This is a genomic window from Halarcobacter bivalviorum (assembly GCF_003346815.1).
GTDB classification, from domain to species: domain Bacteria; phylum Campylobacterota; class Campylobacteria; order Campylobacterales; family Arcobacteraceae; genus Halarcobacter; species Halarcobacter bivalviorum.
On record NZ_CP031217.1, the window covers coordinates 2,015,570 to 2,040,124 of the forward strand.

The 24,555-nt window shown below is 27.1% G+C and carries 25 protein-coding genes; 10 read left to right on the forward strand and 15 right to left on the reverse strand.

Annotated features, from left to right (window positions below):
• The first annotated feature begins 20 nt into the window (after window positions 1-20).
• Together ABIV_RS10270 and ABIV_RS10275 are read left to right on the forward strand one after the other, a co-directional pair.
• The gene (locus ABIV_RS10270) at window positions 21-1,940 is read left to right on the forward strand and encodes an ankyrin repeat domain-containing protein (protein WP_114839793.1); all 1,920 of its coding nucleotides are present in this window, start codon (window positions 21-23) and stop codon (window positions 1,938-1,940) included.
• Between the two features lie 87 nt (window positions 1,941-2,027).
• A complete protein-coding gene (locus ABIV_RS10275; protein WP_114839794.1) occupies window positions 2,028-2,366 on the forward strand; it encodes a hypothetical protein in 339 nt (112 codons plus the stop codon).
• A gap of 30 nt (window positions 2,367-2,396) precedes the next feature.
• On the opposite strand, the gene ABIV_RS10280 is transcribed toward ABIV_RS10275, so the two are convergent.
• From ABIV_RS10280 to ABIV_RS10300, 5 genes are all read right to left on the reverse strand, one after another.
• A complete protein-coding gene (locus ABIV_RS10280; RefSeq protein WP_114839795.1) occupies window positions 2,397-3,254 on the reverse strand; it encodes a bifunctional methionine sulfoxide reductase B/A protein in 858 nt (285 codons plus the stop codon).
• Window positions 3,255-3,338: 84 nt separating this feature from the next.
• Complete coding sequence (locus ABIV_RS10285) at window positions 3,339-3,953, reverse strand: fumarylacetoacetate hydrolase family protein (protein ID WP_114839796.1); 615 nt, start codon at window positions 3,951-3,953, stop codon at window positions 3,339-3,341.
• 10 nt (window positions 3,954-3,963) lie between these two features.
• A complete protein-coding gene (locus ABIV_RS10290) occupies window positions 3,964-4,617 on the reverse strand; it encodes an NUDIX hydrolase (RefSeq protein WP_114839797.1) in 654 nt (217 codons plus the stop codon).
• Between the two features lie 11 nt (window positions 4,618-4,628).
• Window positions 4,629-7,244, reverse strand: coding sequence for an ABC transporter substrate-binding protein (locus tag ABIV_RS10295; RefSeq protein WP_228254291.1), 2,616 nt, complete (start codon window positions 7,242-7,244; stop codon window positions 4,629-4,631).
• 82 nt (window positions 7,245-7,326) lie between these two features.
• Window positions 7,327-8,343, reverse strand: a complete 1,017-nt coding sequence (locus ABIV_RS10300; RefSeq protein ID WP_114839798.1) for a YeiH family protein — start codon at window positions 8,341-8,343, stop codon at window positions 7,327-7,329.
• A gap of 96 nt (window positions 8,344-8,439) precedes the next feature.
• Here ABIV_RS10300 and ABIV_RS10305 point away from each other — a divergent pair, with 96 nt between their 5' ends.
• On the forward strand, window positions 8,440-9,321 hold the full coding sequence (locus tag ABIV_RS10305) for a LysR family transcriptional regulator (RefSeq protein WP_205526926.1): 882 nt from the start codon (window positions 8,440-8,442) through the stop codon (window positions 9,319-9,321).
• A gap of 100 nt (window positions 9,322-9,421) precedes the next feature.
• Window positions 9,422-9,670, forward strand: coding sequence for a hypothetical protein (locus ABIV_RS10310; RefSeq protein WP_114839799.1), 249 nt, complete (start codon window positions 9,422-9,424; stop codon window positions 9,668-9,670).
• On the opposite strand, the gene ABIV_RS10315 is transcribed toward ABIV_RS10310, so the two are convergent.
• Window positions 9,661-10,062, reverse strand: coding sequence for a DUF3465 domain-containing protein (locus ABIV_RS10315; RefSeq protein ID WP_114839800.1), 402 nt, complete (start codon window positions 10,060-10,062; stop codon window positions 9,661-9,663). The genes ABIV_RS10310 and ABIV_RS10315 overlap by 10 nt on opposite strands.
• A gap of 61 nt (window positions 10,063-10,123) precedes the next feature.
• Window positions 10,124-11,653, reverse strand: coding sequence for a bifunctional phosphoribosylaminoimidazolecarboxamide formyltransferase/IMP cyclohydrolase (purH, locus tag ABIV_RS10320; RefSeq protein WP_114839801.1), 1,530 nt, complete (start codon window positions 11,651-11,653; stop codon window positions 10,124-10,126).
• 161 nt (window positions 11,654-11,814) lie between these two features.
• Here purH and ABIV_RS10325 point away from each other — a divergent pair, with 161 nt between their 5' ends.
• From ABIV_RS10325 to ABIV_RS10340, 4 genes are read left to right on the forward strand one after another with little or no spacing between them, the layout of a single operon-like run.
• Window positions 11,815-12,153, forward strand: coding sequence for a sulfurtransferase TusA family protein (locus ABIV_RS10325; protein ID WP_114839802.1), 339 nt, complete (start codon window positions 11,815-11,817; stop codon window positions 12,151-12,153).
• A complete protein-coding gene (locus ABIV_RS10330; protein WP_114839803.1) occupies window positions 12,153-13,403 on the forward strand; it encodes a hypothetical protein in 1,251 nt (416 codons plus the stop codon). Before ABIV_RS10325 ends, ABIV_RS10330 begins: the two co-directional genes overlap by 1 nt.
• The gene (locus ABIV_RS10335) at window positions 13,393-13,698 is read left to right on the forward strand and encodes a metal-sulfur cluster assembly factor (RefSeq protein WP_114839804.1); all 306 of its coding nucleotides are present in this window, start codon (window positions 13,393-13,395) and stop codon (window positions 13,696-13,698) included. The genes ABIV_RS10330 and ABIV_RS10335 overlap by 11 nt, the downstream gene beginning before the upstream one ends.
• Window positions 13,698-14,120 (forward strand): hypothetical protein, encoded by a 423-nt coding sequence (locus tag ABIV_RS10340; protein WP_228254292.1) that lies wholly within the window; start codon window positions 13,698-13,700, stop codon window positions 14,118-14,120. The genes ABIV_RS10335 and ABIV_RS10340 overlap by 1 nt, the downstream gene beginning before the upstream one ends.
• A 10-nt stretch (window positions 14,121-14,130) precedes the next feature.
• Here ABIV_RS10340 and ABIV_RS10345 read toward each other — a convergent pair whose 3' ends face one another.
• The 3 genes from ABIV_RS10345 to ABIV_RS10355 all read right to left on the reverse strand — a co-directional run bounded on the left by ABIV_RS10345 (window position 14,131) and on the right by ABIV_RS10355 (window position 17,766).
• Window positions 14,131-14,511 carry a DUF302 domain-containing protein gene (locus tag ABIV_RS10345; RefSeq protein WP_114840505.1) on the reverse strand — a complete coding sequence of 127 codons (381 nt, stop codon included), beginning with the start codon at window positions 14,509-14,511 and terminating at the stop codon, window positions 14,131-14,133.
• A 13-nt stretch (window positions 14,512-14,524) separates the two neighbouring features.
• A complete protein-coding gene (gene purL, locus ABIV_RS10350; RefSeq protein ID WP_114839805.1) occupies window positions 14,525-16,738 on the reverse strand; it encodes a phosphoribosylformylglycinamidine synthase subunit PurL in 2,214 nt (737 codons plus the stop codon).
• A 68-nt stretch (window positions 16,739-16,806) separates the two neighbouring features.
• Window positions 16,807-17,766 (reverse strand): L,D-transpeptidase family protein, encoded by a 960-nt coding sequence (locus tag ABIV_RS10355; protein WP_114839806.1) that lies wholly within the window; start codon window positions 17,764-17,766, stop codon window positions 16,807-16,809.
• Between the two features lie 80 nt (window positions 17,767-17,846).
• On the opposite strand from ABIV_RS10355, the gene ABIV_RS10360 reads away from it, so the two are divergent.
• Entirely contained in the window at window positions 17,847-19,037 is a 1,191-nt protein-coding gene (locus tag ABIV_RS10360; protein ID WP_114839807.1) for a peptidoglycan DD-metalloendopeptidase family protein, read from the forward strand.
• Window positions 19,037-20,389, forward strand: coding sequence for a magnesium transporter (gene mgtE / locus ABIV_RS10365; protein WP_114839808.1), 1,353 nt, complete (start codon window positions 19,037-19,039; stop codon window positions 20,387-20,389). Before ABIV_RS10360 ends, mgtE begins: the two co-directional genes overlap by 1 nt.
• Before the next feature lie 17 nt (window positions 20,390-20,406).
• Here mgtE and folE read toward each other — a convergent pair whose 3' ends face one another.
• The 5 genes from folE to ABIV_RS10390 are packed head-to-tail and all read right to left on the reverse strand — an operon-like array spanning window position 20,407 to window position 24,452.
• The gene (gene folE / locus ABIV_RS10370) at window positions 20,407-20,979 is read right to left on the reverse strand and encodes a GTP cyclohydrolase I FolE (protein ID WP_114839809.1); all 573 of its coding nucleotides are present in this window, start codon (window positions 20,977-20,979) and stop codon (window positions 20,407-20,409) included.
• A gap of 11 nt (window positions 20,980-20,990) precedes the next feature.
• Complete coding sequence (locus ABIV_RS10375) at window positions 20,991-22,175, reverse strand: type II secretion system F family protein (protein WP_114839810.1); 1,185 nt, start codon at window positions 22,173-22,175, stop codon at window positions 20,991-20,993.
• A gap of 1 nt (window position 22,176) precedes the next feature.
• Window positions 22,177-23,517: a GspE/PulE family protein gene (locus ABIV_RS10380; RefSeq protein ID WP_114839811.1), complete on the reverse strand. Its 1,341-nt coding sequence runs from the start codon at window positions 23,515-23,517 to the stop codon at window positions 22,177-22,179.
• The gene (locus tag ABIV_RS10385; protein WP_114839812.1) at window positions 23,504-24,166 is read right to left on the reverse strand and encodes a hypothetical protein; all 663 of its coding nucleotides are present in this window, start codon (window positions 24,164-24,166) and stop codon (window positions 23,504-23,506) included. Before ABIV_RS10385 ends, ABIV_RS10380 begins: the two co-directional genes overlap by 14 nt.
• Window positions 24,138-24,452 carry a hypothetical protein gene (locus tag ABIV_RS10390; RefSeq protein ID WP_129088504.1) on the reverse strand — a complete coding sequence of 105 codons (315 nt, stop codon included), beginning with the start codon at window positions 24,450-24,452 and terminating at the stop codon, window positions 24,138-24,140. The genes ABIV_RS10385 and ABIV_RS10390 overlap by 29 nt, the downstream gene beginning before the upstream one ends.
• Window positions 24,453-24,555: the final 103 nt, after the last annotated feature.

Here is a 24,555-nt window from a genome sequence, read left to right on the forward strand (position 1 = left end):
TATTAGAAAAGTAAAAAACAATGCTAAAAAAAATTTTTAACAGAAAGCAGCCTTCAAAAGAAGGTTTCAAAAATGCTTTATTTAACAAAGTCTTTAACCCTGATGAACTTGAGTTTAATTATACTGATGATATTAACTTAAATGAACTTACCGAAAAAAAAGAAACTTTATTGCATTTATGTGCAAAATCTGCACTTTTAGAATCAATTAAATGGCTTATAAATAAAGGTTTAAGTCTAGAATCATTAACCTCAGATAAAGAGAGTGTTCTCTTTTATGCTGTAAAATCAAATAATACTTCTGTAGTAAAATTCTTAGTAGAAAAAGGTGCTAATGTTAATCACAAAAATTTTTATCACCGTACTGCTCTACAAGAAGCAATTATTTCAGGAAGTAAAACCTATAAATACTTATTAGAAAAAACTGATGATATAAGAAACAAAGATTTCTATGGGAACAATCTAGTATTTGATGCTGTATCAAATGGAAGTAGTGAGATTTTAGATGCAGTTTTAAAAAATGAAAAAATTGATATTAACTGTGTAAATAAAAATAAAAATATAATCTTACATAAAGACCCAGCTTTTAATAACTATGAATTAGCAAGAAAACTCTTAGAACATGGTGCAAACCCTACTTTAGGGGATAAAAATGGTAAAAACTTCCTTTTTTATGCGATTGAAAAAGGAATTGAAAATATAAAACTAGTAGAAAAAGCTATAGAATATGGTTGTGAAGTAAATAATAAAGATTTTCAAAATAAAACTGTATTAAATTATGTTGTTGATAATTATATAAAAGCAAAAAACGAATTGAATGCTATACAAGCACTTTCTCATTTTAAATTAATTCAAAAACTTATCTCTTTTGATATAAACTTAAATAGTTTAAATAAAGAAGAAGAGACTGTGTTATTTCAAGCTATAAGAAGTGAAGATAAAGAGTTAATTGAGCTTTTTTTAAATACAAATAAATTCAATATAAATCAAAAAAATATTCAAGGGCAAACTGTTTTAACAGAGGCTTGTTATAGAGGTTTTGGAAATATTGAGATTATAAAATCTTTAATTGAATTAGGAGCTGATGTTAATATTAGAGATAATCATGATTCAACTATTATAGAAAAGCTTATTGAACTGATTTTACACTATAGAAATCAAAAAATAATAAGTTACTCTTTAATTGAAAAAAGTTCATATGATAACAATTATTATGACTTACTCGAATATTTATTAAAAAATACAAAGGTTGATTTAAAAAAATATAATTCTAAAGCTAAACCTCTATTCTTTGATACAATAATTTATTATAACTTTGAAGTTTTTAAACTTCTTAAAAAATATGGAATAAATATAAATCAAAAAGATTTAAATCATCATAATATTGTTTTTTATCTAATAGAAAAAGCAGATACTTCAACTGCCCAAAAACAAAAGCTTTATCTAAAAACTTTACAAAGTCTTATTAATTTAGGAGTGGATATAAATGAGAAAGATGATTTAGGATCAACAGTTATTCACAAAGCTATTTTAAATAAATGTATTTATACTTTAAAACTTTTACTTGAAGCCAAACCAAATTTAAAAAGTGTTGACAAAAAAGGTAGAACATTTATTCATAATGTGGTATGGAGAGATTGTACAAGAACTTTTAAATTAGTTCACTCTTATGATAATAGTATTGTAAATATTGCAGACAATTATGGAGTACTACCAATTAATTATGCTGTATTTATGGGAAAATTTGATTTAGTTGTAACTATGATTGATGAATTTGCCCATGTAAATAATACAAATAAAATAGATCCAAAGATGATTGATTTCTTCAAAAAATTTCATAATAATGTAAAAAACTTAATAACTTATGCAAAGAGTAAGGTTGATGAAAAAAATTTAAAACTACTAAGTGAAAACATGAAAAAGGAATTTTTAATTCCTTAAGTAAAACTCTCTATATAATATATATTTTTTAATACAAATTTACATTTTTTTTGATAAGATTATCAAAATTATAAAAAGGAAGAAAATATGCATATAGAAGTATCACCTGAAGTTTTACTTTCACAATTAGGTTACTCAAAAAACGACTCTTCAATTAAACAAGCTGAAGAAGTTATCTCACAAACAAAAGATTTTAATAAATTTTCAAAACATTTAATTAGTTTAAATGATCATCTAAAAAAAATGAATGCCTATGTTGGATTATCTAACTCAACTAAATACTTAAAAATTAAGTGTGATGAGAATGATGCTGATGAAATTTTAGAAGAGTTTCATGAAGAAGTTTCTCATTGGGCAAATAAATATAATATTCAACTACAAAAACTAGAAGGAAAAGAAGTTTACTATATTTTAGGAGCTCTATAATTCTAATAAAATAGAGATTTTCTCTCTATTTTATTTAAATACCTTTCTGTAAGAGTGACAGTAAGGAACTTTTCCTGTCTTCTCATAATAATCTTGATGATAATCTTCTGCTTCATAAAACTTACTTGCCTCATGAAGAGAGGTAGCTACTTTATAGTTCATATCTTCTAACTCATCTATTAACTCTAAAGCTACATTTTTTTGTTTTTCATCTAAATAAAAAATTGCTGATAGATATTGACTACCTATATCGGGACCTTGTCCATTTGTTTGAGTAAAATCATGTATCTCAAAGAATAATTTTGTTAACTCTTTATATGGAATTTGGCACTCATCATATTCAATTTTTACTACTTCTAAATGTCCAGTTGTTCCTGTACAAACTGAATGATAATCTGGGTTTTCCACATGTCCACCCATATATCCAGAAACAGCACTATGTACACCCTTTAGTTTTTCAAAATAATACTCAACTCCCCAAAAACATCCAGCTGCAAAATATGCAACTGCGTGTTCTTGACATTCACAATTCTTACTTTCAAACTTTAAAGAAAGAGAGTTTACACAATGTCTTGTATTTTTAGAAGAAAAGCCTTCTCCTTCAAATACATGTCCTAGATGTGCATTACAATTGGCACAAACTATTTCAACTCTTCTACCATCAGCATCAAGTACTCTTTTAATTGCACCACTTATTTCATCATCAAAACTAGGCCAACCACAACCTGATGAAAATTTATCATCTGATTTATATAAAGGAGCATTACATTTTTTACATAAATAAATACCCTCTTCATAAAAGTCATTATATTTTCCACTAAAAGGTCTTTCTGTACCTTTATTCTCGATAACATAAGCCTCTTCAGCAGTTAATTCATTATATTTCATATTAGAGCCTCATTGAATTAATATTTGATGATTTTATCAAAATGAAAAAAATCTTTTAATAAAAAAACAAAATAGTTAAAACTCTTAAAGAACTTCAAATCTTTGTTCAACTATTACCTTCTCTTTATATAAAATTTTTCCTATAAAAATATCTCCTATTTTAAACTCTCCAACCCCTTTTGGAGTGCCTGACATCAATATATCACCATCTTCAAAACTAGAAAATGTTAAAAGTTCTTTAATAATCTCTTGTGGTTTGTTTATCATTAAAGATACACCACCTTTTTGTTTTAACTCATCATTTATATAAAGTTCCACTTCCAGTTCATCTATATTTCCATTAAAACTTTCAAATCTTGAAAATACTGCTGAGTTATTAAAACATTTTGCTCTCTCCCAAGGTAAACCTTTCTCTTTTAGCTTACTTTGTACTTCTCGTAATGTTAAATCTAAACCAAAAGCAACAGCAGAAATTTTATTCTCTTCAATTAAAAAAGAGATTTCAGCTTCATAATGACAAGAACTATTTCCTTTAGGGAAAATCAACTCTTTTGAAACTGAAGAGTTTGGTTTAAAAAAGAATACCATTGAATCAGGAGTCTCATTATTTAACTCTTTTATATGGTCAACATAATTTCTTCCAATACATACTACTTTTGATGGAAAAATTTCACTTTGATTTATTAAGATTGAATTCATCAAATTCCTTTTAAAATTTTTTAATTAAATCATTTATTATTACAGCTGTAAGTCCCCAAATAACTTCGCCTTTATATTGATATACCCAAACTTTATGCTTTTTATGTCCCCAAGGTTTATGATACATCTTTGGAAGATTTAGCTCTTCAACGGGAAAGTATACCTGTTTTTCGCCATTTTTATCGATAGAAAAAGGGTGTACTTCATATTTTAAAGTATATTCAATAGGAGGGTTATTTTTAAAGAACTCAATAGGTATTAATATTGTCTTTTCTACTTCATTCTTATCAATATGCATATGCATTAAAGCTTTTTTCTTTATTTTTGCTACAAAAGATTCTACTACAGCACCAATAGGAGCAACATAAGTATCTAATTGTCCTAAAATTTTAATATCTTTTGAATCTATTCCTAACTCTTCTTTAGTCTCTCTAAGTGCAGTATGTTTATATGATTTATCACTAGATTCATATCTTCCACCAGGGAAACAAATATCCCCACCTTGTCTAATATGAGCTGCTCTTTTTTGAAATAAAACATAGTATTTTTTATCTATTTTAATCAAAGGAATTAATACAGCTGAATTAAAAAATCTATCCCTTGCCATTACACCTGGTTTTTTAGGTAGATTTTTTATAAGTTTTTTTAATTTTATCTTCTTCATAATATTTTCTATTAACTATAATTTGTGCTTAAAGTAATAATAAACTCTGCACCTTTATACTTCTTTTTCTCATGTTCAAATTCAATATTAGAAACAAATACTTCACCTTTCATATGTTTTGTAATAATTTCTTGACACATAAAAAGTCCAATACCAGTACCTTGATATTGATGTTTTGTTGTAAAATAAGGATTGAAAATCTTATCTAAAATATCTTCTGGTATTCCTCCAGCATTATCTTTTATTGAGATTAAAATCTTATTTCCTTCTAATTTTGTAGAGATAAAAATAATTCTATTTTCTATTTGTCTCTCCACAAAAGCATCTTTTGAATTACTTAAAATATTCATCATAACTTGAATTAATTCACTCTCATAATTTATTAGCTTAATATCTTTAATATCTTTTACAACATTTATTTTTCCACTATGTAAATTATAATCAAAAATATTCAAGGTCTTATTTATTGTATCTTGAATATTAAAAACTCTTTTCTCTTCATTAGGTTTAAAAAAGTGCATAAAATCATCAATCGTTGTAGATAAATGAACAGAAGTCTCTACAATACTTGTCAAGGTATCTTCAAGAAGTTTATCATCAATTTTTCCATTCATCTCTTTTTGAAGTTTTAAACCACTAGCTCCTGTTGAAATTACTGATAAAGGCTGTCTCCATTGATGAGCAATATTTTGTAACATTTCTCCTATTGCTGCCATCTTTGATTGTTTTGTTAAAAGAGCATCTTTCTTTAAATTTTTATCTACTTCTTCTTTTATTGTTTTTTCTAAATCTTGATTTATTCTTTTTAACTCTTTTGTTTTTTCTTCTACAACTTGAGTTAACTTTGTATTCATCTTTTTTAGTAATAACTGTCTATAAAAAAAGATAATGAAAATTGTTAAGAATAGAAAAATAATTTGATATAAAGTTTTATAATCAAACTCTTTTTTATACTCAATAGCAACCCACTTCGTAAGTAATCTCTCTTTATCTTCTTCACTAATACTTTTTACTGATTTTTGAAGAATCCTATTTAAATAAATTTTATTATTGTTTATTGCTATCGATAAAGGGACATTCTCTTCAAGTTTACTTGAAATTTTCAAATCAGGACTATCTAAATCATGAATTTTATTCCAAGAAGAATATAAAAAGTCAACATGTCCAAAAACTTCATCATTTTCTACTTTTTCAATTCCTTCATCTATATTTTCAACATCTACAAACTCTAATTTTGGATATTTTTCTTTAAGTAACTTATTAAAAGAGTAACTTTTATAAATACTTATTTTTTTGTCTTTTAATATTGAAATATCATCAATAAAATTTGTAGTATTTTTTGTAATTAAAACTAAAGAAGTTGTAAGAAAAGGTTCTGTAAAAGTCATAAACATTTTTCTTTCTTTTACATTTTGAGCAGAGGCTAAAATATCGCATTCACCATTTTTTACGTAATCTAATGAATTTTTAAAATTTTGAGTTTCTACAAGTTTAAAATTTAATCCTGATTTTTTTTCAATTAAAGCCAAATAATCTGCTACATATCCATGAAATTTTCCATCTTCAATAAAACTATAAGGTTTTAAATTAGGAAGAATACACATTTTTACTTCTTTATTATGCTGAATATAATTTCTCTCTGTTTTTGTAAGTTCAAGGTTTTCATTAAAATTATCATAAAGAACAAACTTATTTAAATCTATTTTTCTTGGAGCTAAGCCCATAACATTGTACAAGTCATAAATTCTTTGAATTTTTTCTGCTTTTATTAAACCTAATTCCTCTGTTTTTGAAAATGACAACCTTTTTAATACTTCTGCTTCAAATTTTAATTCATCTTTTGACAAATTTTGTTCATTAAACTTATTATAAATTAAATCAACTGTTTCATCTATATGTGAATACGCATATTGCCACCCTTTTAAAGAAGCATGTTTAAAAGCTAGTACTGTATTTAATTGATTTTCTATCATATCTTCATTTGTAAATAAAAAATCACTATACATATCAAAGCCATAGTCTCTTGGATTAAATACTTTATAAGGTATATCTAACTTTTGCAATTCATATGGTGCTTTTGATAAATATGCTGACATAATATCTACTTTTGAATCTATTAAATCATTTATATTATGAGAGTGTTTTACAAAAATTAAATCACTTGCTTTTAAACTTTTTGAAAGAAGCATTGCTTTAATAGAAACTTCACTTGAGTCATCTATTGTCGTCATTATTTTCTTATCTTCAAAATCTTCTACACTATTTATTTTATTATCATCTTTTGAAATCAGAATAAGTGGAGAATCTTGAAAAAGAGCATAAAGAGCTACTAGCTTTCTACCTTGTACTCTTTGTAAAATTAGAGTTTCTCTATCTACTCCAAAATTAACCTCACCTCTATCAACTAACTCAGGAACATTTACTCCAAAATCAAAAGGTTTTATTTCTACATCTAAACCATAATCTTTATAAAAACCTTGCTCTTTTGCTACATAATAACCTGCAAATTGAAATTGATTAAACCATGAGAGTTGAAGAGTTACCTTCTTCAACTCTTTTGAATATAAAGAGGAAGAAAGAAAAAAGAATAGTGTAAGAGCAAACACTTTAAAAAGCTTAATATACACAGTAACCCTTTTTAAATTTAGATTATTATATTAAAATAACTAACTTATTTTACTTAAAAATTTTACTATGTTATAACATTATTTATAAACTAAGCATCTTTATTATAAATAAACCCCCAAATATTAGCCATACAAAAAGTATTAAGGCTAAAAGAATAGGTTTAAACCCTGTTTGTTTTATACTTTTTAAATCTGTTTTTAATCCTAATGCCATCATTGCCATTGCTAAAAGAAAAGTATCTATTTTATTTATTGTAATAACTACTTCTTTAGGTAAAAAATCAAATGAATTAAAAACTGCAACCAAGATAAAAAATAGTGCAAACCAAGGGATTACAACTTTACTTTTCTCTTTTTTTTCTTTTGTATTTATTAAAAATAGTGAAACCACTATTAAAAATGGAGCTAAAAGCATAACTCTTAACATCTTTACAACAACAGAATTCTCTTCTATAAGTTCATTTTCAAAACCATTTGCAGCACCTACTACATGAGCTACTTCATGTAAGGTTCCTCCTATATAAAGCGCAGTTTGCTCACTATTTAGGTTTATGAAACCTGCTTTTATTAAATATGGATATAAAAACATTGCAATAGTTCCAAATAGTACTACAGTAGAGACTGCAATAGCACTTTTATAAGCTTTGTTTCTTAAAGCACCTTCTGTAGCTAATACAGCAGCAGCTCCACAAATAGCACTTCCTGCACTTGTCAAAATAGTAATCTCTTTATCTAGTTTTAAAATCTTTGTTCCAAGGAAATATCCTAAAATAAAAGTTGTAAGAACAATTAAAAAACTTACTATCACCCCATTAAAACCAATATCTAATATCTCATTAAAAGTTAATCTAAAACCATAAAATACAATTGCCATTCTTAATAATTCTTTTGTACAAAAAGCAATAGCACTATCAAAACTTTGTGGCAATCTGATTTTAAAAATATTAGTTATTATCATTCCAATTAAGATTGAGATAATTAGTAAAGATAATCCAAGTTTATTAAAAAAATCAAACTGCGAAATATAGTTAGCAAGCAGTGTTAAAATAAAGATTATAAGGATTCCAATATAAAAGTTTTTTTCTTTAAATTTTTCCATTTTTTCTCCTTTTTTTGAAATTATAGTAATTTAGTAGATATTTGTAAAATTAATTATTTTTGATATAATCATAAATATTTTTAATAAGGAAATTCCTTGATTACTTTTAAAGAACTAGATATCTTTTTTAAACTTTGTGAAGAAACAAACCTTTCAAATGTGGCTAAAAAACTTAATATGACACAATCAGCTATCTCTATTAGTCTTAATTCTCTAGAAAAAAAACTTGATGAAAAGCTTTTTGATAGAATAGGAAGAAAACTTATACTAAATGAAAGAGGAAGATTTTTTAAAGAAAAATCATATAAACCTTTCTTAGATTTAATCCATGCAAAAGAGAGTTTTAGTTCTGATAGATTAAAAGGTGATTTAAAAATTGCTGCAAGTAAAACCTTTAATAGTATAAACATATCTCAATGCATTTATAAATTTATCTCTAATCATGAAATACATATTACAAAACACTCTATAAATACAAAAGAGATTTTAGACTCTATTTTAAACTCAAGTATTGATATAGGTTTTGTGGAAAGTGATTTTAATGAAGCAAATATTATAAAAGAAAAAGTAGCAAATGACTCACTTATAATTGTTTCATCAAATAAAGAGCTTACTAAAAAAGAGTACTATATCGACCAACTATATAAATATAATTGGCTATTAAGAGAAAAAGGCTCTGCCACAAGAGAAGTATTTTTAAGTAAACTAAAGTATCAAGATGAAATGAATATAATAATGGAGATATCAAATTTTGAAGAGATAAAAAATATTTTACTTAATAATAAAGAGACAATAACTTGTATCTCAAAACTTGCAGTAAAAGAGGAATTAGAAAAGAAAAAATTATTTGAAATTAAAATCAAAAATCTAAAATTTGAGAGAGAACTTTTTATGGTTTACCATAAGAATAAATATAAAAGTAAACTATTTTTAGAGTTTAAATCATACATAAAAAATTGTTTTGAAAACTTTAGTTGATATTTAACCCTTAGTTACAAAATGGTAACATAAAAACTTATACATACTAAGAGTTTTTTTGTCATTATTCCATCGAAATTTATTTTGGAGAGTATTAATAATGACATTTATTCCTGCATCAACACAACTTTTACAAGCAATAAAAACAAACAATGCAACAAAAGTAGAAGAACTACTTTTAGATTCAGATACAAAAAGAGACCTAATAGTAAATCATATAAATGAACATGGTAAAGAGTCTTTAGTAAATTTAATTCCACAGTTTAGAAGCAAGGGTTTAATTTTAAGTATTAGTAGTTTAATTAGACATTTAAAAGTAAGAGTTCTTACTTTTAAGGTTTACTCGTAAGTAATACCTTTATGCTTAATCCAACCATGGGGATGATTTCCTCTATAGTCCTTATGAGTCCAGTGAATTACTCCACCTTTGTTATTCCACTCATATTCACCATAAAACTCTATATAATCATTTACTCTTAAACTATTTATTCTAGGGGCTAAGTCTATATTATGAGCAACGAGAAGTGTCATTTGATTTTTTAATTTTATTATAAATCTTTGATGTCTTGAACCTTTATTATCATCACTCAATATCTTGATAACTTTTCCAGAACCTTTTACTTGAACATCACTTTTAGAAGAGAAAAAAGCATTTTGAATTATGCTGTCATTTGAAAGTAAGAAAGTAGGAAAAAAAATCAAACCTATTAGTAAAATATATTTTAAAACTTTAGATTTCATTTTTTTCCTTTAATAAAAAGAAAGAATTACCTTTTAAGTAATCTTTCTTTTATAATATTAATTAGTGTAAAAAGTGTCTAACACCCGTAAAATATAAAGCCATTCCATGTTCATTAGCAGCTTCAATAACTTCATCATCTCTAACTGAACCACCTGGCTCAATTACACATTTAACACCAGCTGCTGCTGCATCAATTGAGTCTCTAAATGGGAAGAATGCTTCAGAAGCAAGAACTGAACCACTTACATCAATTCCCATATCTTCTGCTTTTCTAAGTGCTGCTTTTGCAGCATCAACTCTAGAAGTCATACCCATACCAATAGCAACAACTACAGAATCTTTTACATAAACAACACAGTTAGATTTAGTACCTGCTGCTACTTTTACAGCGATTTCCATATCTTTTTTCTCTTGCTCTGTTGCTTCTCTTGAAGTTTTTAATTCAGCATTTTTAACTTCATCAACTCCAACTGAATCTGAATCTTGATAAACAAATCCACCATCAACAATTTTAAAATTGAAATCATCATTTGCAAGGTCTAATTTAGCAGTTCCTTGTTTGAATAATTTAAGTCTTTTCTTCTTACTAAACTCTTCAAGTGCTTCCTCAGTAAAATCAGCAGCAAATACAACTTCTAAGAAGATTTCATTCATTTTTTTAGCAAGTTCACCATCAACTACACCATTAACTGCAACTACTCCACCAAATGCAGATACAGGGTCACATTTTAAAGCTTCTGTATAAGACTCTAATAAAGTATCTTTAATAGCAAAACCACAAGGGTTACCATGTTTTACAATACATACAGCATTATCATCACCAAAGTTAGCAGCAATTTTTGCAGCTCCTGAAATATCTCCCATATTGTTAAAAGATGCTTCACCTTTTACTGGAATAAATTTTTCAGATAAATGCTTATCAAACTCATATAAAGCACCTTTTTGGTGTGGATTTTCTCCATATCTTGTATCAAATACTTTTTCTCCAACGATGAACTGTTTTTCACCCATACCGTTGTTAAATCTTTTATTCATATAGTTTGCAATCATTGAATCATATGCAGCAGTATGCTCATATGCTTTAATCATCATATCTCTTCTAAACTCTACAGTGTTAGTATTATTTTTTAGATTCTCTAATACTAAATCATAATCATGCGTATCAGTTACAATAATTACAGAATCGAAATTTTTCGCAGCAGATCTAACCATTGCAGGTCCACCAATATCAATATTTTCAATAATCTCTTCAAAATCATCAGTTTTTTCAATTGTAGCTTTGAAAGGATAAAGGTTTACACATACTAAATCAATACCTTCTACACCTAACTCTTTTGCTTGGTCAAGATGAGATTGTTTATCTCTTCTATGTAAAATTCCACCATGAATATATGGATTTAAAGTTTTAACTCTTCCTTCAAAACACTCTGGAAACTTAGTAACTTCATTTGCTTCGATTACTGCAATTCCTGCATCTTTAAGTTTGTTATATGTACCACCTGTTGAGATGATTTCATAACCTAATTCTACAAGCTCTTTTGCAAAATTTTCAACACCACTTTTATCACTAACGCTGATTAATGCTCTCATTTTAAGTTTTACCTTTTGATTATTTTTTTGATAGTTTAATAGTCGGATTATACTTAAGTTTTGTTTATAGCTCGCTTTTTCACTATTACTTAAACTTATTGATTGGCATCAACAAATTAAATTACTAAAGAGGTTAAACTTCGAAAAAAAAAGGATATAAAATGGAAAAAATAGAAGTTCAAGGTGCTACAGTTGATTTTTTCAAATCAATAGAAGATGGCTTAACTACTTATCATTTTGATACAAGTAGATGTGGACCACCAGAACCAATGGTAAATGCAATGGCAGGATTACAACTACTAGATGAAAATAGTCAATTAGTTATGATTAATCATAAATCACCAGCAGGTCTATTTCCAAAAGTAGAAGAGGAGTTTAACTATTTTGTTGAAGAGTTAGATAATGGTTTTGCAAGAATTATTTTTAGAAAAAAAGTAGGTTCAATAAATACTACTGATTTTACTCAAAATAGTTGTTCTGGTTCAGGGTGTAATCACTAATGAATATTTCAACTGCTTTTGCACCACCTTTTAAACTTGTTGCCCCATTTTTTATTATAGGAGTAAGTACTTTTGTAGTAACAATTTTATTGATGTTTGGCTTTGAGTTTGAGAATTTACACTACTTTAATAGTTCTACATTAGCTTGGGTTCATATTTTTCTATTAGCTTTTGTAATGCTTATTATCTTAGGAGCTATGGCTCAACTAATTCCAGTAGTTTTAGAAGTGGGACATCTTGCAGTTGATTTATATTATGCTATTTACCCTTTAATGATTTTAGGGACATTATTAATGGCTTTTGGCTTTTATAATTTACCTATTTTACTTCCCTTTGGAGGAGTTACAGTTCTTATTGCTCTTTTTATATTTCTAATAGAGACTTTTTTAACAATCTTAAAAGTTAAAAAAATAAATTTCATTATAAGTACAATTATCATCTCTAATATATTTTTACTCTTAGGAGTAATTATAGGGATTGCTTTAGCCTTAAATTACTCTGGAATTTTCTCTTTTGACTCTTTTAAACTTTTAAAAGCACATATTTTTTTAGTTTTCTTTGGATATGTTGGAACTACAGTTATGAGTATGAGTTTAATACTTCTTCCAATGTTTTGGTTAAGTCATAGTTTTACTTGGGTTTATGTAAAAACAGCTTTTATTCTTTTATGTTTTAGTATTTGTTTTATGCTCTTTTTTACTTTTTCTTCAATTACTCTTGTTGAGGATATTGCATATACACTTTGTATAAGTTCATTGTTTTTATATTTTCTTCAAATCTTTGTGATTTATAAAAAAAGAGTTCGTGTTGAAGTAGATATCTATTTTAAAAGTATGCTGTTTTCTTATTTTAGTCTATTTACTTCATTATCTCTGTTTTTCATCTATTTTTTCTATTCTAAAGATAACTTATTACTTTGTGCATCATGGCTTCTTTTTGTAGGTTTTATTGGTTTTTTAATAAGTGGTCATTTATATAAAATTGTACCTTTTTTAGTTTGGTATGAAAGGTTTTCAATATTTGTAGGTAAAAAAAGAGTACCAATGTTAAATGATTTAATTCCTAAAAAAAGCTCAAATTTTCAATTTTTAAACTCTTCTATTGGAGTGATAATAGTAAGTCTCTCTTTTCTTTTGGAGAGTGATACTCTTTATAAAAGTGGCTTATGCTTTTTAACTCTTGGTGTAATATTTTTATTAAAAGATATTTTATATATGGCAAAAATAAAGGAGGAAACATATGTATTCTAAAGAAGAAATTTTTAAAGCAGTTTCAACTGTAATTGATCCTGAAGTTGGTTTTAACCTTGTAGAGATGGGGCTTATTTATGATGCAAGTTGTAATGAGAAAATGGAAGTTGTTGTAACAATGACACTTAGTACTAAAGCTTGTCCTTTACATCAATTAATTGTACAGTGGGTGGAAGAAGCCGTGCTAAGAGAACTTCCTAAAGTTCAAATAGCTAAAGTAGATTTAGTGTGGGAGCCAGCTTGGAATATCTCAATGGCAAATGAAAATGTAAAACAACAATTAGGTAGTTTTTAATGAGTTTTTTACTTGTAAAACTTATTCATATTTTTTCAGTATTTATTTATGCAGGTTTTCTTTTTACTGATAATCTTATATTAATGAGAATGCAAAAAAGTCTAAGTGAAGAAAAGTATAAAGAAGTAAGAAGTTATTTTGCAAAATTAACAAGAGCAATTGTTCCAAAAGCTTTAGTTGTAGCTGTAATATCTGGAATCTACTTATTTCATATTAGTTTTGGAAACCTTCCACCAGACTATAATTTCTCTTCTTTTCAAATCCTATTATCATTAAAAGCAGTTTTAGGATTATGGCTTGGGTTAAGGGGAGTTTTACAAGTATTTTTTGGAATTCAACCTTTTGTATTTAAAGGTCATAGACTTCCATTTATTTTAGTTATTATGATTATATTTTTATCGCAGATAATGTATAGTGTTTAATAGATAAAGCTTAGATAGCTTCATCTATTAATTTATATAGAGTCTCTTGTGTTGTTTTTGCTAATGGTAATACAGACTGCTCAATTGGTCTAGCTAAATCCTCTACTGGATTCATAACTACACTTGTTTGACCATCTTTGCTATACACAGAGATTTTACAAGGCATAATTGCAGATAGATTTCTATTTGCAGTTAAAAACTCTTTTGCAACACCAGGGTTACATACATCAAGAATTTGACACTCATCATCAAACTCTACACCCTTTGAGTTAAGAGTCTCTTTTACATTATGAATATGTAAAACACCAAACTTATAGTTTGATGCTTTTTCACAAATTGTATCTACAACCTCTTGAACACTTTTTGAAGAATCTTTAATATATTGTTGCATTTTAAAACCTTTATTATAAGTCTTGTTCAATTACTTCTTTAAATCTATTGAAATATACTTTTTTAGCAGCATCTAACTCAACATAAATATCATTGATAGCAATTCTTCCACCACCAACTAATCCAAGCTCAGTAAAACTCATACCTTTTGTTGTACAAAGTTTTTCAAATGCAGCTTTGTTTTCAGCACTTACTTCAACAACTGCTCTACTTAAAGTTTCAGAGAATAAATCTTTTTCATCAGCTAATTTAATATTTGCTTCTAAACCTTTGTTTCCAACAACTGCCATTTTTGCTAATGCAATTGCTAAACCACCAACATTAACATCTTTTGCAGCTTTTAATAAACCTTGATTATTTGCTTCAATTACAGTATTCCATAAGTTAAGCTCTTTTGCAAAATCAACTTCTGGGTGAGTTCCTGCAACTTTTCCATATAGTTTTTTAAGATATAAAGATGCACCAAACTCAGATTTAGTATCACCTAAAAGATATAGAGTATTTCCATCTTCTTGTAAAGCTGATGGTAAAACTTTATTTTGGTCATCATTTACACCAACCATTGCAATTGCAGGTGTTGGGAATACACCAATTCCATTAGTTTCATTGTATAAAGATACATTTCCACCAATTACTGGAGTATTTAACTCTTTACAAGCAGATTTAATACCTTCACAAGCTTGAGCAAATTGCCACATTACTTCAGGGTTTTGTGGGTTACCAAAGTTAAGACAATCTGTAATTGCTTTAGGAGTAGCTCCTGTCATAGCAACATTTCTTCCAGATTCCATAACAGCTGCTGCTGCTCCAAGTTCAGGGTTAATATAACATTGTCTTGTATTACAATCAGCAGACATAGCTAAAGCTTTTCCTGTCTCTTTAATTCTAATTACAGAACCATCATTTTTACCTGGTCCTTTTACAGTATTTGTTTGTACCATTGAATCATATTGATTATAAACCCAAGATTTATCCACTACTTCCATATCAGAGAATAATTTATCAAATGCTTCTTGATTTGAGATATTTTTATCTAAAGAGATTTCTGTAATATCATTTAAATATGCTGGTTTTGCAACTGGTCTATCTAAAACAGGTGCTTGCTCAGAAACTGGTTGAACTGGAACATCAGCAACTTTTTCACCATGCCAGAATAGTTCCATATTTCCAGTACTTGTTACTTCACCAATTACAGCAACATCTAATTCCCATTTTTCAAAAATTTCAATAATTTTTGGCTCTGCACCTTTTTTAGCACAAATTAACATTCTCTCTTGAGATTCTGATAACATGAAATCATAAGGAGTCATACCCTCTTCTCTAGCTGGTACTTTATCTAAATGCATAATCATACCTGAACCAGATCTTCCTGCCATCTCAAAAGAAGAAGAAGTAAGTCCTGCTGCACCCATATCTTGGATACCAACAATTAAATCCTCTTTAAATAGTTCTAAACAAGCTTCCAATAATAGTTTTTCAGTAAATGGATCTCCAACTTGAACAGTTGGTCTTTTTGATTCAGAATCTTCATCAAATGAAGCAGATGACATTACAGCTCCACCAAGTCCATCTCTACCAGTTTTACTTCCTACATACATAACTGGATTTCCGATACCTTCAGCTCTTCCATAGAAAATTTCATCAGCTTTTGCAATACCTAAGTTAAATGCATTAACTAGGTTATTTCCTGCATAACACTCTTCAAAGTTAGTTTGTCCACCAATAGTTGGAACTCCCATACAGTTACCATATCCACCGATACCAGCAACAACACCTCTTAATAAATATCTGTGTTTTTTAGCAGTTTCACTATCACCTTCAATTCCAGCAAATTGAATTAAGTTCATACTTGCAACAGGTCTAGCACCCATTGTAAATACATCTCTCATAATTCCACCAACACCTGTTGCTGCTCCTTGATATGGTTCAATAAAAGATGGGTGATTGTGAGATTCCATTTTGAATACTGCTGCATAACCATCACCAATATCAATTACACCAGCATTTTCACCTGGACCTTGAATAACCCATGGTGCTTCTGTAGGGAAACCTTTTAAATATTTTCTACTTGATTTATAAGAACAGTGTTCAGACCACATTGCAGAGAAAATTCCAATCTCTACATAGTTTGGTTCTCTTCCTAAAATTTCTTTGATATTTTCGAATTCTTCAAGTGTTAAAGAGTGTGCAAGTGCTATCTCTTCAAGATTCATCTCTTCTTTTTGCATCTTCCGCCTTAAATTATGGTAGTTTATAATTAGAGGCGATTATACAAAAAAAGCTCTTAGTATTTGTTTTAACCCTCAGCTAAGATTTTTACTTTATTATCTTTTAGCTCAATATATAGCTCTTTTTTCCCTACAAAAGTATAAAATTTTGTTTTATAATCTTCATCCATTATAACCTTATACATTTGCTTATTTAATGAGTTTGGATAAGGAGCAATATTAATATTTGTAAACTCAATCTTTTTCTCTTCTTTTTTATTAAAAATTCTCTCTTTATATTTTGCAAAATTTTCTAAAGACATTCCATCATGTCTTCTAAAAGAATCAGAATAAAAATTTAAATACTCGTCTATATCAGATCTTTTCCAAGCATCTCTCCATTTGTAGATTGCTGCTAAAATTGTGCTTATCTCTTCTTTTGTAGTCTTTTTAAGATGTTCATCACTTATTAATAAAATAGATTTATCATAAGCAATACTCTCATCAATAATCTCTAGTTTATCATTATCTAAAGCTATACAACCTTTTGTAAACTCTTCTCTTTTTTCATTTAATGGCATTCCATGAATCCAGATACCATGTCCATTTTTATTTAATGTTTTATCAAAAGTATTTGGATAAGAAGTTACAAGGGCTAATGGTCCGTAAAATTGGTCTAGTTTTGTAAGTTTTTTTGTTAAAACATAAGCACCTTCAGGTGTTTTTAAATCCCCTTCTATCTGCTTATCTCCCTCTTTTTCTCCAACAATAATATTATCTTTTAAAAGAAGATTATAATCATCTTTTTCTACTTTAAATACTTTTAATTCTTTTTTTTGTTTTTCTGCAACTATAAGATATTCTTTAGATTCATAGTAACCATACTCAACATTTTTATTACTTAAGTAATTTTCCCAATACTCTTTTTTTACTAACTCTTTTTCAAGCTCTGCTTTTACAGCATCTAAGCCCTGTGTTCGATAGATATCTACTAAATCAGCAAATAAAAAAGTAAACATAAAAAATAAAAAAAGTACCGTTTTTTTCATCAAAATCCCCAAAAATTTTATTAACTCTTCAAGTTGCGGATTGTATAATAATTTTTCTAATTTTAGTATAAAGAAGTCATGTGAAGAAAATCATTTTATTAATTTTTGTGTTTTTAAGCTCTTTTGTTTTTGCAAAAGAGGTAAAAGAGTTAAGTTGGCCAAAAGGGGAAACCTTTTTAACATTTTTAGAACAATATAAAATCCCTCAATCTTTATATTTTGATCTACAAAAAGAGGATAAAGAGTTATGTTCTGAGATAAATGCAGGTATTTCATATCATTTACTTTTAGATGAAGATAATAGTTTAAATCAAGTTTTAATCCCTGTATCTGAAGATATTCAACTTCATATAGCTAAACAAAAAGATGGTACTTATAAATTCCAAACCTTACCTATTTCATATCAAGAGATTGAAGAGACTTTAGTTTTAGAAACTTCACACTCACCATACATTGATATTATGAAGAAAACAAATAATAGAAATCTTGCAAATGAACTTATTCGTGCTTTTAAATCAAGTGTTAACTTTAGAGGAATGCAAAAAGGTGATTTTGTTGTAATTAAATATAAACAAAAAATAAGACTTGGGAAATATTTTGGACAACCTGAAATTATTGCTGCGATGGTTGAGATAAATGGAGATAATAACTTTATTTTTAGACATGAAAGAGATGGTCAATATTATGATATAAATGGTAAAAGTTTGACAAATTTTACGTTTAAAACTCCAGTTACTTATTCAAGAATTTCTAGTAAATTTCAAAAAAGAAGATTTCACCCTGTTTTAAAAAGATATAGAGCTCACTTAGGAGTAGACTATGCAGCTCCTAGAGGAACAAAAATCTATGCTGCTGCTGATGGAAGAATCACTTTTAGAGGAAGAAAAGGTGGATATGGGAATACAATTATAATCCAACATAAAGATGGATTAAGAACACTTTATGCTCACCAACATAAATTTAAAGGTGGTTTAAGAAGTGGAAGCAAAGTTAAAAAAGGTCAACATATTGGATATGTAGGAAGTACAGGATTAAGTTCTGGACCACACTTGCACTTAGGTTTATATAGAAATGGACAAGCAATTGATCCTTTAAGAATCATAAAGGTTACGAAGAGTAAACTTAAAGGAAATGAGAAAAAAGTTTTTATAGAGTATGCAAAAACTATGTCTAATAGATTAAAAGGTCATACAAAAGAGTTAAATGTGTTAATTCCAACTAAGCTTGAAGACCCTACTTTAAGCTCTCCAATTTCAATTAGGAATATTTAATGTCAGAACAAAGAGTTATAACTGATGCTGTTGAACTTCTAAATAAGATAGAAGACCTTCATCCCAGTGATATAGCTTACTCTTTAAAAAAAATTCACTCTGATAATAGTGCAACTTTCTTTGACACAATCAAAAAAATCCCAGAAGAGTTTCTAGGAGAAGTAATTCTTGAGCTTCCTGAATATCTAAGAGAAGATGTTTATGAAGAACTTTCTATTAAGCAACTTACAGAAGCTGTTGATGAACTAGATTCTGATGATGCAACAGATATTATTCAAGAGATTGAAGGTATTGACCAAAACAAAGCAAAAGAGGTTTTTAAAGGTTTAGAAGAGGAAGACCAAGAAGAGATTAACTGGCTTAAAAGATATAACCAAGATGAAGCTGGTTCTTATATGCAAACAGAGCTTTTCTCTGCAAATATTAAAGAGAGTATTCAAGACTCAATTAATAGACTAAAAGAGGGAAAAGAGAAAGATGAATTAGAGAATATTCACCAAGTTTTTATTATAAATGATGATAAAAAACTTCTTGCTTCTATTTTACTTGAAGACTTAATTATTTTTGATTTTTCAAAAACTTATGAAGAGATACTTAATTCCCATGAAGAGAATAAATTTAGACCTTTTGTAGTACAAGATAAAGATGATATTGATGATGTAGCAAAACAGTTTGAAAAATATGACCTTTCTGTTGTTGCGGTTGTAGGTTATCAAGGTATGCTAATGGGTAGAATTACTTCGGATGATATCTTAGATGTAATCGAAGAAAATGCAACAGAACAAATGTACCAATTAGCAGGGGTTGATGATGATTTCGAGCATGATGATAACCTATTTACAATTGCAAAAAAAAGAGGGTTTTGGCTATTTTTAAATCTTGGTACTGCCATTTTAGCTTCACTTGTAATTGGTCTTTTTGATGAAACAATTCAATCATATGTAGCACTTGCGATTTTAATGCCAATCGTTGCTTCAATGGGTGGAAATGCTGGAACTCAAACTCTTGCCGTTATGGTTAGGCAAATGGCTTTAGGAGATATTGATTTTGATAATAGTAAAAGTGCTATAAAAAAAGAAGTAGTTATCTCTTTATTAAATGGTTTGGTTTTTGCTTTAGTTATTGGTCTAATTGCTTGGGTTTGGTTTGATAAAGCCTTACTTGGTTTAGTAATTGCAATGTCAATGATAATAAATCTATTTAGTGCTGGTTTCTTTGGGGCTTCAATTCCTCTTTTACTTAAAAAGTTTAATATAGACCCTGCTATTGGAAGTACAGTATTACTTACAACAGTAACAGATATTGTAGGTTTTTTCAGTTTCTTAATGCTAGCGAAAGTTATCTTGCTATAAAAAGTAAGCTTTAAAGCTTACTTTCTTAATGATGAGTTTACAATTGAAAGAAACTCATCTTTTGTTTTTTTATCTTTTTTAAATAATCCTCTTAGTGCAGAAGTTACAGTAGTAGAACAAATCTTTTCAACTCCTCTCATCTCCATACACATATGTCTTGCATCAATCATAACTGCAACACCTTTTGGATTTAATGCTTTATGTAAAGCATCACAAATTTGTTCTGTCATCTGCTCTTGTATCTGTAATCTTCTAGCAAAAACATCTACAACTCTTGGAATCTTAGAAAGCCCAACTACTTTTCCATCTGGAATATAAGCCACATGTGCTTTTCCGATAATTGGTAACATATGGTGTTCACACATTGAATAAAATTCAATATCTTTTATTACAACCATTTCATCATTTGAGCTTGTAAATAGTGCTGAATTAATAATATCTTCAGGGTTTTGTTTATATCCCCCACACATAAATTCAAAAGCTTTTCTAACTCTACTTGGAGTTTTTTCTAAACCTTCTCTATTTACATCTTCACCAATATACTCTAAAATATTTTTAACAGAGTTTTCAAACTCTAACTCTTTACTCATAAAAAATCCTCTTAAGTTCTTAATATATCACCTATACTCCAAAGTGGAACAAATATTGCTAATATTAACCAAACAATAAGTGCCATAATCAAAATAAAAAATATAGGTTCTATAAATATAGAAAAAATTTCTACTTTTTCATTAAATCTTTTTTTATAGATAGTTCTAATTTCATAGCTTGTTTTCTCTAAAGAGTTTGATATTTCAGCTGTTTTTATAATATTTAAAACAACCTCATCAAAGATATTTGCTTTTTTAAAACTTTGGTAAATAGATTTACCACTTTTAAGGGAACTATCAATTCGTGTAATTCTATCTAAAAAGTATTTGTTGTTTATTAAAGTTTTACACTTATTAATAGTTTCATTAAACTCATATCTTGAAAGAAGCAAACTATGTACAAGATAAAAGAATCTATACAAGATTCTATATCTATATATTTGACTTATTAAAGGCAAGGATAAAAACAGCTTTTTATCTAAAAAATATCTTAATTTTTCATTCCTTTTGTAAATTGTAACTATTAGAAAAACAATTAAAATAACTAATGAAATAAGAAGAAAAAAATATTGTTCAAAAAGGCTTTTAATAAAAAATAGACTTTTTGTAGCAAGAGTTATTTTTATATCATTTTGAAGAAACATACTCTCAAATTTTGGAACAACATAATTAAAAATTCCAATAAGTGCAAAAATAAAAGAGACAACAAGAATCAAAGGGTAAGCAAAAACCTTTTTTATACTTCTTTTTAGCTCTTCCTCTTCTTTTAATATCTCATATAAAATATTTATATGTTTCTTAGGATTTCCACTATCTTGAATAATTTTAAAAAGAGTTATAATAAAAGAGTCAAAAGCAAACTCTTTTAACTTATCACTTATATTTATATGATTTGAAAAGCTATATTTTAAACTCTTTAGAAATTGACTTATCTGCTCATTGCTTGCTGAATTTATTAAAATATCAAAGGCTTCATCAAATAAGATATTAGCTTCCAACATCAAATTTAACTCATATAAAATATCTATTAAGACTCTATTATATATTTTCTGTTTGCTCTTAAAAATATTAAAAAAATCAAAACTCTTTTTTATACTAATTATATTTTTAGGAAGTTCTTTATTAAGGTACTGTTTTTCACTAAGATATTTTGTTTTAATCTTATTATTCTCTTGATATTTAACTATATATTTCATCTTAAGAACTTATTACTTTATATAACTCTTTTAGTGTAGTTTTTTGCTCTTCAACTTTTTTTAATCCATCATCTAAAATTCTTTTAAAGTTAAGTTTTTTTAAATAGTTTTCAATCTTGATTAAAAAGTCATCTTCCATCAAATATTTTTTTATCTTTTCATTAATTTTTAAACTCTCAGCAATACCTATTCTTCCTAAAAAACCTTTAAAATTACACTTTTCACACCCTTTTTCATTACAAGTACATAATTTTAGAACTAATCTTTGAGAGATAATATACCTTAAGGTACTTACCAATAAAAATTTGTCTGCTTTTAAATCTATTAATCTTGATATAGTTTCAATACTTGAGTTTGCATGAATTGAAGCTAAAACTAAATGTCCAGTTAAGGAAGCTTGTAATGCTATAGATAAAGAAAAAGCATCTCTTATTTCCCCGATGAGAATAATATCAGGGTCTTGTCTTAAAATATTTTTTAATACACTTTTAAAGCCTAAATCAATCTCTTCATTTATATTGATTTGTTGTACTTGTTCAATTTTATATTCAACTGGGTCTTCTATAGTTATGATTTTTCTATTTTGAGAATTCAATTGTTTGATTAAAGAATATAAAGTTGTACTTTTCCCACTTCCTGTAGGTCCTGTAATTAGAATAAGTCCTTCTTTTAAACAAAGAATCTCTTTAAAACTTTTTATTATATGAGAAGAGAAATTTAAATTATCAAAACTATCTTTTACATTTAGGTTATCTAATATTCTAATAACAATTGATTCTCCACTTATTGTTGGCATTGTTGAAACTCTAAAATCAATTTTCTCAAAACTAAATCTACCATCTTGAGGATTTCTTATTTTTGTAATATCTAATCTTGATAACATCTTTATATAAGAACTTATACTTTTAAAGAACTCTTTTTCAAAAATATAAAAACTCTTTAGTTCTCCATCTATTCTAAAACGAATAAGCATACTTATTTCTAAAGTTTCAAAGTGAATATCACTAACTCTTAAGATAAGTGCTTTAGTTAATAGATGATTAAAAAACTCCTCCATTTTTAAAGGATTAATCTCTTTTTGTCTTAACAACTCTTTACTTAGTTTAAAAAGTTTTATTCTGCTTTTTATATCACTTAAAAAAAACTCTATCTCTTTTTGCTCTATCTCTATTTCTTCAATAATTAAATTAAGTGCTAATAAAGAATGATCAGAGTTTTTACAAACAAAAAACTTACAATAAATTCCATCATTTGAGATTGGTAAAACTAAGGCTTTTTTTAAACTACTTATTTCAAAACTATTTACATAATCATAATTTATTAAGTGTTTATAGAGATTCATTTTTATAAAGCCTTAACTCAAACTCTATTTTTTCTTTTTCTAAAATTACACTATCTTTATTTATTTTTAGAAGAGTAAAACTATTATTTATTTTTTCATCTATTGTAAGCCACTTATCATTTATCAAAACCATTTTGCCTACAATTGCTTTTAATTCAAGTTTCTTTGTATATTCTTCATACTCTTCTAAAAACTTCAATTGCTCTTCTATATTTTTATTCTCTTTTTTTACATATGATTGTTGAAAATTAAGATTTAGATAGACCTTTGTATTATCTATCTTTATACTTTCAATTTTTGAGAAGTTATTATAATTTTCAATAAAATTAAGAAACTTTAAACTTTTAACAAGTTGGGAACTTAGTTCCATCTGAATTTTTTCATTAAAATTTGAAATATTTATTAGCTCTATTTGATTTTTTGAAAGATAATTTTCAATATCTTTAATTAGCTCAATATATGATTTATCCATCTGCTTTTTTTGAATAAAAATATTTCCACTAAAGGTATTGCCTGTATAATTATCTTCACTATTTTTTAAAATATAAAAAAATAAAAAAGCAAGAATTAAAGGAAATAAAAATAACTCTATTTTTACTTTTAAAGAAGATTTTTCAAAACTATCTTCTAAATGATTTAAAAGTTGCATTTGCTTTATAACCTCCTTTTAACTCATCATAGCTGAAACTATTTATCACAGCTTTATACTTATTTAAAAATTCATAAATACTCTTCTTATTTAAAGAGTTTAATTCAATAACACAAGTATCATCTTTATACTCAAAAAAAGATATTGTGATTTTTTTCTCTTTTGCTAATATATATAAATTGATAAGTTCACTTGATATATAGTGAAAACTATTATTAGTTTTTTCTTTCTCTAGTTTTTCTTTTAAATTTTTAATAGTAAGAGTATCTTCTTTTTTATCTTCCATGAAATATAAAAAGAAAAATATGATAATAAGGAAAATATAAATTAAAAAAATCATAAAAAGAGAACTATTTTTTTGTCTTATAAAAAAGTATTGTTTCTTTACT